The sequence below is a fragment of the Grylomicrobium aquisgranense genome, from assembly GCF_033971865.1.
Classification (GTDB): Bacteria; Bacillota_I; Bacilli_A; order Erysipelotrichales; family Erysipelotrichaceae; genus Bulleidia; species Bulleidia massiliensis.
In genome coordinates, this window is sequence record NZ_JALBUR010000014.1 from 45,745 (window position 1) to 57,575 (window position 11,831).

The 11,831-nt window shown below is 46.8% G+C and carries 11 protein-coding genes and 1 pseudogene; 3 read left to right on the forward strand and 9 right to left on the reverse strand.

Annotated features, from left to right (window positions below; genetic code table 11):
* Positions 1–269 precede the first annotated feature (269 nt).
* The 7 genes from MOZ60_RS06835 to MOZ60_RS06865 all read right to left on the reverse strand — a co-directional run bounded on the left by MOZ60_RS06835 (position 270) and on the right by MOZ60_RS06865 (position 7,854).
* Positions 270–2,126: a sensor histidine kinase gene (locus MOZ60_RS06835; RefSeq protein ID WP_370596105.1), complete on the reverse strand. Its 1,857-nt coding sequence runs from the start codon at positions 2,124–2,126 to the stop codon at positions 270–272.
* Positions 2,113–2,817, reverse strand: a complete 705-nt coding sequence (locus tag MOZ60_RS06840; protein WP_370596106.1) for a response regulator transcription factor — start codon at positions 2,815–2,817, stop codon at positions 2,113–2,115. The genes MOZ60_RS06835 and MOZ60_RS06840 overlap by 14 nt, the downstream gene beginning before the upstream one ends.
* A gap of 95 nt (positions 2,818–2,912) precedes the next feature.
* A complete protein-coding gene (locus MOZ60_RS06845) occupies positions 2,913–3,143 on the reverse strand; it encodes a hypothetical protein (protein WP_370596107.1) in 231 nt (76 codons plus the stop codon).
* A gap of 258 nt (positions 3,144–3,401) precedes the next feature.
* Complete coding sequence (locus MOZ60_RS06850) at positions 3,402–4,187, reverse strand: transporter substrate-binding domain-containing protein (RefSeq protein ID WP_370596108.1); 786 nt, start codon at positions 4,185–4,187, stop codon at positions 3,402–3,404.
* Positions 4,184–4,936: an amino acid ABC transporter ATP-binding protein gene (locus MOZ60_RS06855; RefSeq protein WP_370596109.1), complete on the reverse strand. Its 753-nt coding sequence runs from the start codon at positions 4,934–4,936 to the stop codon at positions 4,184–4,186. The genes MOZ60_RS06850 and MOZ60_RS06855 overlap by 4 nt, the downstream gene beginning before the upstream one ends.
* Positions 4,936–5,613: an amino acid ABC transporter permease gene (locus tag MOZ60_RS06860; protein WP_370596110.1), complete on the reverse strand. Its 678-nt coding sequence runs from the start codon at positions 5,611–5,613 to the stop codon at positions 4,936–4,938. The genes MOZ60_RS06855 and MOZ60_RS06860 overlap by 1 nt, the downstream gene beginning before the upstream one ends.
* 156 nt (positions 5,614–5,769) lie before the next feature.
* Entirely contained in the window at positions 5,770–7,854 is a 2,085-nt protein-coding gene (locus MOZ60_RS06865; protein WP_370596111.1) for an LTA synthase family protein, read from the reverse strand.
* Between the two features lie 154 nt (positions 7,855–8,008).
* On the opposite strand from MOZ60_RS06865, the gene trxB reads away from it, so the two are divergent.
* From trxB to MOZ60_RS11580, 3 genes and pseudogenes are all read left to right on the forward strand, one after another.
* Positions 8,009–8,914 carry a thioredoxin-disulfide reductase gene (gene trxB, locus MOZ60_RS06870; RefSeq protein WP_370596112.1) on the forward strand — a complete coding sequence of 302 codons (906 nt, stop codon included), beginning with the start codon at positions 8,009–8,011 and terminating at the stop codon, positions 8,912–8,914.
* A gap of 31 nt (positions 8,915–8,945) precedes the next feature.
* The gene (locus MOZ60_RS06875) at positions 8,946–9,818 is read left to right on the forward strand and encodes a MurR/RpiR family transcriptional regulator (RefSeq protein WP_370596113.1); all 873 of its coding nucleotides are present in this window, start codon (positions 8,946–8,948) and stop codon (positions 9,816–9,818) included.
* A gap of 202 nt (positions 9,819–10,020) precedes the next feature.
* A pseudogene (locus MOZ60_RS11580) lies at positions 10,021–10,683 on the forward strand (Gfo/Idh/MocA family protein); the annotation flags it as partial.
* A 147-nt stretch (positions 10,684–10,830) separates the two neighbouring features.
* Here the strand turns inward: MOZ60_RS11580 and MOZ60_RS06885 are convergent.
* Together MOZ60_RS06885 and MOZ60_RS06890 are read right to left on the reverse strand one after the other, a co-directional pair.
* The gene (locus MOZ60_RS06885) at positions 10,831–11,277 is read right to left on the reverse strand and encodes a GatB/YqeY domain-containing protein (protein ID WP_370596115.1); all 447 of its coding nucleotides are present in this window, start codon (positions 11,275–11,277) and stop codon (positions 10,831–10,833) included.
* A gap of 11 nt (positions 11,278–11,288) precedes the next feature.
* Complete coding sequence (locus tag MOZ60_RS06890; RefSeq protein ID WP_167836229.1) at positions 11,289–11,570, reverse strand: chorismate mutase; 282 nt, start codon at positions 11,568–11,570, stop codon at positions 11,289–11,291.
* Between the last annotated feature and the right edge of the window lie 261 nt (positions 11,571–11,831).

Below are 11,831 nucleotides of genomic sequence, written 5' to 3' on the forward strand. Positions count from 1 at the left end.
CTTCAGTACATCTGTAACTTACCTCTATGACTCAGGACAAATATGATGCAGCAGATATGACAATGACGAAATCTTAAGAATTTCTTAATTGCAGATACGTATTTGTCATTCCTGCAGACAGCATGAAATATCAATGCTGCATATTGATCAGTCCTGGTGCAGATTCCACGAAAGATCCTCAGAACACAGCGCCGCTGAATATCACTTCACTCTTGCAGTAATCATCAAAAACGGCCAGGATACACATCTGTGGATATTCTGGCCTTTGTTTATGATATCTGTTGGGATTGTTCCTGTGGTTCTTCCTGTTCTTTATACGCGGGCAGTACAGCCTCGGCGGTAAACAGATCTGTATCAATATGGATTTCAAAGCTGCCATGCATCAAAGCCACTAATGACTTCACAATCGATAAGCCAAGGCCGCTGCCCTCACTGTGGCGGGAGACATCACCTCTGGCAAAACGTTCCATCAATTCATCTGCACTCATATTCAATGGTACCTTGGACACATTGACAACACGGATCCAAACATTGTCATCTTTCTTTCCAGCCTGCAGATAAATCCTGGAAGAAGTCAGTGAATACTTGCATGCATTATCCAAGAGATTCCCCATCACCCGCCATAGCAGCCTGCCATCCGCATAGACATCCATCTCTTCCTGGGGAAGATCCATACACAACGTCAGTCCTGCTTTATCAAAGCGGTCCTGATATTCTCCTGCTGCCTGACACAGAAGCTCATTGACCTGAATCTTATCCAGATGGACTGGCACAGCGCCATTTTCTGCCTTTGAAGCAGCCAGCACATCTTCACTCATCCGTTTCAGCCTTCGGCACTGCTTATCCAGAATCTGCAGATATTCCTTTTCTTCTTCAGGTGTATGTTCTTTCTGCAAAAGATCTACATAGCTTGTAATGACTGTCAAAGGTGTTCGGATATCATGCGAGACATTGGCAATCAGCTGGGACTGCAGCCGCTGAGACTTCGTCCTTTGCTCAACTGCCTGATCCAGCGCAGAGCCAAGATGATTCATCTTCACGGCAAGCTGATAGGACAGCCCATGCACATGGCGCAGTGTATCCTCATCAATCTGCCAGTCTGTCCTGCCCTCTGCCATCTTTTCCGCTGCTTTCTCACATACCTTCATGCCATGGCGCAGTGACAATGCGTCCATGCATGGCACCAGCGTGGCAATCAAGAACAGAATCTTTCCCTCTTCGTATCCACTCAAAAGCAGGTAATACACCCACAAGGCAATCAGAATGCCATAGAGTATACCGCGGAAGACCGGATGGACAAAGATTCTTGTATTCAGATGGGAAAGCACATAGCCAATTGCACTGTCACTGGAAAAACGGTGTCTTTGCAATAAGAAAACAAGATTCATGAGGGTAAAGACAATCGCCAGATATAAGACCAGAGCATACAGGACCGGCATGATCAGATTCACAATTCTGCCATTGTTAATCCAGGCATGCATGGGATATGCCTTGATAAATGGATCAAACAGACCGCCAAGCAGAATATCCAGGATCACCAGGATATCCAGACTGTTTCTTGTCCAGTGGTAATCGGATACCAGAATCAGCCAGATAGCAAGGGCAATTGCACCAATTCCGCTCAGGATGCCAATGATCGAATGACGGGAAAGCCAGCTGTCCAGTCTGAAAAAGTTTGTCAGCCGCCAGTAGATATCATGCACTGATAATGTGGAAGGCAGATACATCCGTACCTGGTAAAGGATCTGATTGTCGCCGGGTGCAGTCTTGTTTGTATACCAGGTTGTATCAGTAAAGGCATCATACATGATATTGACATTGACGGTGGAGCGATCACCCTGATATGCCCCGGTAACATAGCTCATATTCCGATCATTGTTTTCATAGGTATACAGTGAAATCTCCAGATTGGAGCCTTCATTATTCCATGTTCTGACAGATACGGGATCATTGCGCCAGGCATTGACGTAGTCCAAGGCATCCTGATTCATCTGTTTATTGATCAATACCTGTGAACCATAGGCAGACATACTGTCATGCATTACCAGAACAAAAACAGATGTCGTTAGAAACAACAGGATCATCAATACCCAGGCAATTCTGTGCATCCATTTATTTTTTGACATGGCTGAGGTCCTCCATTCTGTATCCTCTGCCCCATTCCACCTGTAGATATTCCGGGTGAGAAGGATCTGCCTCAATCTTTTCACGCAAATGGCGGATATGCACAGCCATGGCATTATCACCATTGATGGGCTCCTCATCCCAGCATGCCTGATACAACACTGAACTGGAATAGGTCTTGCCACAGTGTGTCATAAAGAACTCCAGCAGCCGCAGCTCCGTCCTGGTCAGATGGACAGGCTCCCCATCCACACTGACTTCCTTTGTTTTCTCATTGAGTCTGATGCCGCCATTTACCAGAATCCCCGGTTCATCCTTTTTGCCACCAAGATTCTGATAGCGCCGCAATTGTGAGCGCACCCTGGCAATCACCTCACTGGCAGAAAACGGCTTGGAAATATAGTCATCCGCCCCTTCTTCCAGTCCGGCAATCTTATCTTCCTCTTCCCCTCTGGCACTGAGAAAAATCACCGGTACATTAGAAAAAGAACGAATCCTGCGGATTGTTTCAATGCCATCCATCTCCGGCATCATGATATCCAGCAGGACCAGATCAATCGGCCTTTCCTTCAGAATCTCAATTGCCCTCCCGCCATTGTCTGCCAGAAGTACTTCATACCCATACGGTAAAAGATAAATCCGCAAAGCATGCAGAATATCCACCTCATCATCCACCAGAAGAATTGACGCCATAACCCCCCACCTCTTACAGACATTATAAAAGAGAAAGAAAAAGAAATTCTTAACGAAACCTTAAGAAAACCATCTGGATATCCCGGATGGCATTCTCACTGATCGACTGTATTATCTTTCATCCTGCCTGCATACTTTGCATTTTCAAGATATTCCAGTTCCGTAATCTTTGATGCTTCCTTCACCGACTGCGTCCCATCAGCAGTCCCATAGATATACCGGAATTCCTGCAAATCACTTTGATCCGGCACATCCAGGCTATTTGTATTTTCTGAACAGCTGACAAGCATTCCTGCCAGCAGCACACTTACAATGAGTTTCTTCATATCCATCCATGCCGCTTCGTGTTTTATGACGCCGGAAGATTCCGGGGGAAATAAGCTTCACCCCCCTGCTCACATGGCATCAATGAAATCTCCGTTGTTATATCTGGCCTGATTGTACAGCATCATATTCTCACCCTTGTTTGATTCTGTTCTTAACCACAGTATAAACCCAGTTGCATCCAGCCAGTAAAAAAAGGGACAATGATCATTGCGGTCTTATGCAAATCACAGTTGTTCCTTGTAAATCCCCATCTATTCTTACTTATTGGTCAGATCTGCCCCGAAATACTTCTCTGACAACTGCGCGAGCGTACCATCATCTCTCATTTCCTGCAGTGCCTTGTTTACAGCTTCCTTCAGGGAATCAGATCCTTTCTTCATCGGAATGGCATATTCTGTCACATCATCTGACTGGACTGCTACCTTCAGATTGGTCTCGCCAGTTGTATGCAGATAATCCTGCACGGATGTATCCGCATTGATCGTGGCATCAACCGTACCATTGAGCACCAGGGTCATCGTCTCTGCCAGAGTCGGAACATTGGATACCTCAGCCCCATACTGCTCTCCCATCTCTGCATAGGTGGAACCCGTGGAATTAGCTGTCTTTTTGCCCTTGAGATCATCAAAGCTTGTGATATCGGTATTGTCCTTCAAGGTGACAAGATCAATGTGGTCATAGGCATACGGATCCGAGAAATCAAATGTCTTCTCACGTTCTTCGGTCACATCAACGCCATTGACAACAATGTCATAGACACCAGTCGAAAGTCCTGTCAGAAGGCCATCCCATGGTGCTTCGGTAATCTTCGCCTCTACGCCAAGCTTTTCGGCAACGCCCTTTGCCACTTCCACATCATAACCAACCAGATCATCATTTTCATCATGATAGGAAAAAGGCTGCCAGTCTCCTTCCAGACCAATATTGATGACACCGGCATCCTGAATCTTCTTCAGTGAATCATCTCCTGCGGATTTTCCGCATCCTGCCAGTGTCAAAGCCAGCACCCCGGCTAATACAGCACTGATTTGTTTCTTCATCATCTTTCCTCCCTGTCTTCCATACGCAGGAATTCCCTTGTTCTATCCTTCTGAGGATGCGCAAAGAAGTCCTGCGTACTGCCTTCTTCCACAATCACCCCATGTTCCATAAAAATCGTATGCGTGCTGACATCCCTGGCAAATGACATTTCATGCGTCACTACAATCATCGTTCTGCCCTCATTGGCCAGATCCCGCATTACCTTCAGCACTTCCCCGATCAATTCCGGATCCAGAGCACTTGTCGGCTCATCAAAATAGAGGATCTCAGGATCAATGGCAAGGGCTCTGGCAATGGCCGCACGCTGCTGCTGACCGCCGGAAAGCTGAGAAGGATAATAGCCTGCTCTTTCATCCATACCAACCTTTTTCAGCATTGCCATGGCAATCTCTTCCGCCTGCTTTTCCGGCATCTTTCTTGCCACTGTCAGCCCAAGCATCACATTCTTCAGCACGGTCAGATTAGCAAACAGGTTGTAATTCTGAAACACAAAGCCGGTATGTTTTCTGACCGCTTCGATATCCTTCTTTTCCATGTGGGCAAGGTCGTATTCTTTGCCATCAAAGGTAATCACACCACCATCTGCCTTTTCCAGAAAATTCAGGCAGCGCAGCAGCGTCGTCTTGCCAGAGCCAGATGGGCCAAGAATGGCTACAACATCACCCTTGTTTACCTGCAGGGATACATCCTGCAGAACATCCAGCGTACCGAATGATTTGCGGATATGATCTGCTTTTAATACCTGCTGCATCACTTTGCCTCCTGACTCTGATAGCGGTTGAGTCTTTTTTCAATGGCTCTTTGAACAAGGGTAATCAAGGAACAAAATAGCAGATAAACCACCGCCACTTCAATGTACAATGGCATGAACTGATATGTTCTGCCGGCAATCCGCTGGGTTGTCATAAACATATCCACAACCGTGATATTGGCGGCAAGCGATGTGTCCTTGACAAGTGAAATCAGTGAGTTGGATAAAGCCGGAAAAGCAGTGCGGAACGCCTGCGGCAGGACAATATGATGCATGATCTGAAAGAAATTCAGGCCGATGCAGTATCCTGCCTCACTCTGTCCCCTGTCAACAGCTTCCAGACTTCCGCGCAGCGTCTCCGCCATATATGCCCCTTCACAGAAGGAAAGGCCGACGGCAGCTGCCGCAAATGCATCCACATGAATGCCGATGACAGGCAGTCCATAGAAGATAATCGCCAGCTGCACAAGCAGCGGCGTACCCCGGATCAGCCAGATATAGAATCTGGCAATCTGCTTCAGAACCGGCACCTTTGCATACTGCACAAGAGCAGTCACCAGCGCAATCAGCAGACCAGCCAGAAAAGCCACTATGGTCAGCGGAATCGTCACTCTGATCCCTGCTGCAAGTATTTTCCAGAAGGAATCATATAGAATTCCCCACAATCCATCTGTCATCTCTCTTCTCTCTCCTGTCTGTGCATTTTAGACATGCTTTCCATAACCATCAAGCAAAATGCATCATACCATTATGCAAATTCTGCATAATCAGTTATTCTTTGCCTGCTGCAAAAAAGGCATCTGCCATCTGACAGATACCCATTCTGATATGCATCAGGATGCCGGTGAAGGCGATGGTGAAGCATTCGGCTTTTCCGGAACAACATAGTAATTCAAAGCATATGACAGCATCCTATGCGTTTTGGAAGCACTCAGCACGCCCACCTCAATACTGCTGCCAGCCTTTGGCATCTCATCTTTCACCTTCAATGTATTGATATCCACAAACTCAGTATCCACAGCATCGCCATCCACCACAGCCCGGCATGCCTGTGTAAAGTTCCTTCCCTTGATCAGATATCCATCCGCCACAGGAACAATCCCGGTCATGACAATACGTTTGATGCCAAGATGATAATTGGGATCCGGCTGATACGGATCATCGCCGCCATACACATACTGCTTTCCATACAGCAGATCATACTGCAGCGTCTGCATTTCATTGAAGAAATTCTCCTCCTGCCCGGTATGTGCCTGCTGAAAGCGGAACATTGTCCCTGTATGAATATCAAGCGCATTCATAATCGTTGCAATCGCACGGTATGATGTCAGATCCTGATCCGGCATATCAAGGCCGAAATTATTCCAGATCATATAATTGGTCTGATACAGATTGCCGCCAGACAGATCCTGCTGGGTCAGATTCATCGTAGGCAGATGATCGCCATAGAACAGAATAATACTCTTTTCATCACGCTGATTGACAGAATCAATCAGATCCCTGATAAACTGATCCTCTTCATGAATCTCGTTCACATAGTATTCCCATGCACAGCGCTGAGCCTCACTCATATTGCCGGATACCGTAATTGCCGGATCCTCCAGCACTTCTTCTGTCGGATAGGCACCATGAGGCTGCACAGAAACGGTAAAGATGTAATCCTTGCCCGGGGTGGCATCCAGAGCATCATTGATCGGCCTGATCAGATTGCGGTCACGCATCCACCCATTGTGATTGACATCATCCTGATTCTGCATATATTCCTTGGACGTAAAAGTATCAAAGCCAAGATTCTTATACACTTTCTTGCGCGAATAGAAGTTTGCCTCATTGTCATGCAGGGCACTGGCCGCATAGCCAAGCGTCTTCAGATCATAAGCACTACTCTCGCACGGTTCCTGGGACAGAATGCTCTTGAACGGATATTCACCGGCGCCAAAGAAGCGCAGCGACATGCCGGTCAGCGTCTCAAACTCCGTATTGGCCGTGCCGGCGCCGATGGTCGGCACCGTATAGTAGCCATTTGTGCAGCTGCTCTCCAGCTCATGCCAGTTGGGAATCGGATCCTGAGAGCACTGCAGATAATTCACGCGCGAAGGATCAAAGAACGATTCCAGCTGTACGACAATAATATTAGGAAGATCATCGGTATCCGCCGTTGTCGTACCTGCCTTTTCATCCTCACTTGTAATCGTTTGTACAAGAGCAGGTGAATAGTTGTTAGGCTCCCTGATCCCGGTATCCAGTACCGTTACCGTAAAGCAGTAAGGAAAGCCATAATCCTGATAGGCAAAGGCAATATTGCCGAAGTATGTGGAAAGAATGCGGGCATTGACGCAGAGTTTTGTCAGGCCGAAGAAGCCGGCAAATGCGGCCACAAGACCAACGATCACAACCGGATAGTGCATCTTTCCACGATACCGTGGAGAACGGAAGAGATAGATCATCACAAGGATAATTGCCGTTACGACAAGAGCATAGAGCAGGAATATCCTGAAACTGGACAGATACTTGCCCATGACTGCCTTGCCTTCCGTAAAGTTCTTAAAATCCGGGCCGGTGAACGGCGTTACCCTCTTGGAAAGGATAATGCCATTGGCGACACCAAGGGCAATCCAGAGCCCAAAGACAAGCACCCGCAGAAAGCGCCGCTTCCGGAACAGAAAAATCGGCAATGAAGTCACAAAGACAAGCACACAGTTATACAGAAATGCCTTGGTACTGCTGTGCACAAACGCCAGTCCTGCCATCAGGCTGTGTCGGGAGACCGCCTCGATGATCAGACAGGTCAGCACTGATAAGCCAAACTGGGCAAGCAGTGCCTGCCAGTTATTCATCTGCCGGGGTGCTTCCCGCTCCCGCAGCAGCTCTTTCAGAAAGTGAAACACTTTACTCCATATCTCTTTCATACGCTTCATATTTCCACCTGTTTGAATTCCGGCCACTATGATAGTCCTTTTTCACGATTTTTACACATTTTCATCATTAAAATTATCTTAAGATTGTACGGGCATCTTTCTTTTCTTTTTTCCAGAGACAAGGCATCATACAGGTATCGAGAGGTAACTTCATATGACAGATCTATTTATTATCGGTGCCGGTACAGCCGGCCTATCTGCCGCTATCTATGCGGTCCGGGCAGGAAAATCCGTCATTGTCGCAGAAAGCAGCACCTATGGCGGACAGATCATCAATACGCCCGATATCGAAAACTATCCTGGCTTTGCCCATATCTCCGGATATGAATTTGCCACAAATCTGTATACACAGGCTACCAGCCTGGGCGTCAAAGTGATTTTTGAAAAGGTAACAGGCATCCTTGACGGTCATCCTTTCCATATCAGAACAGATCACAATGACTATGAAGCAAAAGCTCTGATCATCGCTACCGGTGCCAGGAACAGACATCTTGGCCTGGAGAATGAAGAGCGCCTGACTGGAAGAGGCATATCCTTCTGTGCAACCTGCGACGGCATGTTCTTCAAGGGAAAGAATGTTGCCGTCAATGGCGGCGGCAACACCGCCCTTTCCGATGCCCTGTATCTGGCAGGCATCTGCAGTCATGTCACCCTGATTCACCGGCGTGATTCCTTCCGCGGCGACAAGGCAGACCTTGACAAGCTGAACAAATGTGACAACGTAACCTTCATGCTTGACAGCAATGTCACCTCACTGCACGGAAAAGACCATCTGGAAAGTATTGACGTTACCAATGTCAAAACCGGACAGACAGTGCAGGTACCCGTCAGCGCCCTGTTTGTGGCCATTGGCCAGGAGCCGGACAATCAGATCTTTTCTGATATTGTTGAACTGGATGAAAAAGGCTATATCAAAGCCGGAGCAGACTGTAAAACAAGCCATCCAGGCATTTATGCCGCAGGAGACTGCCGGACAACATCCCTGCGTCAGCTGACCACTGCCGCGGCCGATGGCGCCATTGCCGCAACCGCTGCCTGCACCTATATCGATCGAAATTGAGAACAACGAACAAAACCGCTACAATGGCGGTATGAATGAGAAAATCAATCTGAAAGAAGAAGCAGAGAAAAAACTGAAAGATCCCAGCATATCACTGACAGAGAAACTGCAGAATACAGCCTTTGCCAGTGATACCTTCCGGGCCATCTCTGCTTTTCTTCTTGCCAACTATCAGAAAGTGCCTGCCATGAGTGTCAGGCAGATTGCGGATGCCTGCTTTGTCAGTCAGGGCACCATTGTCCGCTTTGCAAAGAAGCTTGGCTATCAGGGCTACCGGGATCTGCAGAATGATCTGATCCGTCAAAGTGAAGCACAAAAGTATGTCAGCCAGGATATCAGCTTCAAGCAGCCCTTTGATGCCAGCAAAGCCAAAGCTCTGGAGATTGTATCCTCCATGGCATCTTTGTATAGAGAATCCATTGATATCATTCAGCCTGCCATTCATCCCATGCAGTTACAGAGAATGGCACAGCGGCTTTACCGCAGCTCCCAGATCATCCTGCTTGGCACGGGTGATACCGAAATCACCTGTCTGCAGTTTGCCAACCGCATTGCCAAGCTTGGCTGTCATGTGCAGATGGCAACCATGTTCGGTGATCAAAGCATCATTCTCAGACAGACAAAAGCAAACGATACGATCATCATTTCCAGCTACTCCGGCGATTACTTTGACAGCTTTCATGACATTCTTAAACAGATCAAAGCAAACGGTACTGCGATCTATGCACTGACTTCCAAGGCAGACAACTGGCTGGTCCCCTATGCAAATGAAGTTGTGATTTTCCCCGACCGTGAAGGACAAAGAGAAGAGCGTATCGGCACCTTCTATTCCCAATTAGCCATCGGATATGTTCTCAATCTTCTGTATTCCTTTCTGTATTCGTATCATCACATGGATCAATAATTTGTGAAAATGATAATTGTTTTCTCAATAGCGGAAAAGCGTTTCCGCTTTTTTACACTTTCTGTTGAAAAGAACTGAAGTGCTGATTCTGAAGATATCCAGGCTATGGAACCCGTTTACATTGCAATGGTATACAGCTTGTATCCAAGTATTGCAAAAATGCCATGCGGCCGCAGACATCCTTGCCAATAAGGAGGAAAAGATGAAAGTTGGATTTCTTGGAACAGGAATGATTGTTAAGGATCTGATGCGCACCATTGATCAGATTCCATTTGAAAAGAAGGTACTTCTGGGGACAGAAGCTACTCGTGAAGAAACAGAGGAAATTGCCAGAAGGTTTGGCTTTGCAAGAACTTACTATGACTACGATGAGCTTCTGACATCTGATGTGGATACCGTCTATGTCGCTCTGCCGAATTTTCTGCATTACAGCTTTGCTAAGAAGGCACTGCAGGCAGGAAAACATGTCATTATCGAAAAGCCGGTTACAGCGAATTATGAGGAACTGGAAGATCTCAAAAGAATTGCACATGACAGGCATCTGATGATCTTTGAGGCAATGAGTGTTGTCCATATGCCAGCATACCTTGCCATCAAAGAAAAGCTTTCTCAGCTTGGAAACATCAAGATTGTCTCCCTGAACTACAGTCAGTATTCACACCGCTATGATGCCTTCAAAGCCGGCACAACTCTGCCAGTCTTTGATCCCCATAAAGCCGGTGGTGCCCTGATGGACCTCAATGTTTACAACATCAGTTTTATCTGTGGCCTGTTTGGTGAGCCAAAGAATGTTTCTTATCATGCCAACATTGAAAAAGGCATCGACACTTCTGGTATTCTGACCATGGACTATGGTACTTTCCAGGCGGTTACTATTGCGGCCAAAGACTGCAAAGCGCCGGTATCCTGCTCCATTCAGGGAGATGCGGCCTGCATCGCCATGCATTCTTCTGTCAATGGCGTAAACCTTCTGGCTATAGGTTTGCCATTGGGAGACTTCGCTCCTTTTTTATTAATGCAGCAATGTGCCAAGTATTTTGGAAACGGTCTTGCCGTCTGTTTTCCCTTTATACTCTGCCATCATGGTCTTCATGATCGGACCCTGACTCTTCTTTGTATGATCCAGCCCCTTTTCAGCAATGATCTTTTCCAGAGCCTCTCTGATTTCATCATCACTCATCTGCTTCGGCAGATAGCTTTCAATAATGGCAATCTTCTGCTGTGCCTTTTCCTTCAGCTCAGGACGGGAATCCGGAATGCTCTCCAGTTCTTCCTTTGTCTGCTTCAGTTCCTTCTGCACAAAGACAAGCTCCTCATCCTTCTCCAGAACTTTGCCACTTTCCTTTTCAGCCAGTGCAATCGCACTAATCAGCAAAGAACATACACCCTTTCTGACTTCATCCTTTTCCTTCATAGCCTGCATGTTGTCATGCCGGATCTGCTTCAACAGCTCTCCCATAATACCTCCTGTTATTTCTCTTCTTTAATCTGCTTCTGATATTCCTTCGACAGCTTCAGAAGCTCCTGATACCATGCTCTGAAATACGGACGGATATCTTCATCATCAATACGTCCTGCATTCTGATCAAGAACCACTTCCTCGCGGCTGGAATCAAAAATCGGAAGCCTGTTTTCTATCTTATAGTCAATCACGTCGCGCACAGCCGCAAATCTCTGCGTAAACAGATCTGCCATCTGTGCATCAATAGCATCAATACGCCGGCGTGCATCCATCAGTTTATTTTCACTCATCACTGTCTCCCCACTGATATTTTTCATTATAGACCGCTTTTTGTAGATTAGACAAGGAAACACGGGTTTTCAAACCCGTGATGAATTGGGGCGAATTGGCCATGCAATCCTGCATATGGTAACCTGAAATATACTATAATCCCAACTTTGACAGTTTGAAGTAATGAAAGTGCTAGAAATTCCGATGAATATTGGATTTTCCAGCACTTTTTGCGTTTTGATTTTTGTAGTATGTAGGGGCCTATCCGGACGTCTTTTTGA

Excerpts from the sequence above, each read along its gene's own strand:
- MOZ60_RS06845 (WP_370596107.1), bottom strand. The coding sequence starts at position 3,143 with ATGAAGAAACTCATTGTAAGTGTGCTGCTGGCAGGAATGCTTGTCAGC.
- MOZ60_RS06860 (WP_370596110.1), bottom strand. The coding sequence starts at position 5,613 with ATGACAGATGGATTGTGGGGAATTCTATATGATTCCTTCTGGAAAATA.
- MOZ60_RS06840 (WP_370596106.1), bottom strand. The coding sequence starts at position 2,817 with ATGGCGTCAATTCTTCTGGTGGATGATGAGGTGGATATTCTGCATGCT.
- MOZ60_RS06855 (WP_370596109.1), bottom strand. The coding sequence starts at position 4,936 with ATGCAGCAGGTATTAAAAGCAGATCATATCCGCAAATCATTCGGTACG.
- MOZ60_RS06890 (WP_167836229.1), bottom strand. The coding sequence starts at position 11,570 with ATGAGTGAAAATAAACTGATGGATGCACGCCGGCGTATTGATGCTATT.
- MOZ60_RS06885 (WP_370596115.1), bottom strand. The coding sequence starts at position 11,277 with ATGGGAGAGCTGTTGAAGCAGATCCGGCATGACAACATGCAGGCTATG.
- MOZ60_RS06835 (WP_370596105.1), bottom strand. The coding sequence starts at position 2,126 with ATGTCAAAAAATAAATGGATGCACAGAATTGCCTGGGTATTGATGATC.
- MOZ60_RS06850 (WP_370596108.1), bottom strand. The coding sequence starts at position 4,187 with ATGATGAAGAAACAAATCAGTGCTGTATTAGCCGGGGTGCTGGCTTTG.
- MOZ60_RS06865 (WP_370596111.1), bottom strand. The coding sequence starts at position 7,854 with ATGAAGCGTATGAAAGAGATATGGAGTAAAGTGTTTCACTTTCTGAAA.
- MOZ60_RS06875 (WP_370596113.1), top strand. The coding sequence starts at position 8,946 with ATGAATGAGAAAATCAATCTGAAAGAAGAAGCAGAGAAAAAACTGAAA.
- trxB (WP_370596112.1), top strand. The coding sequence starts at position 8,009 with ATGACAGATCTATTTATTATCGGTGCCGGTACAGCCGGCCTATCTGCC.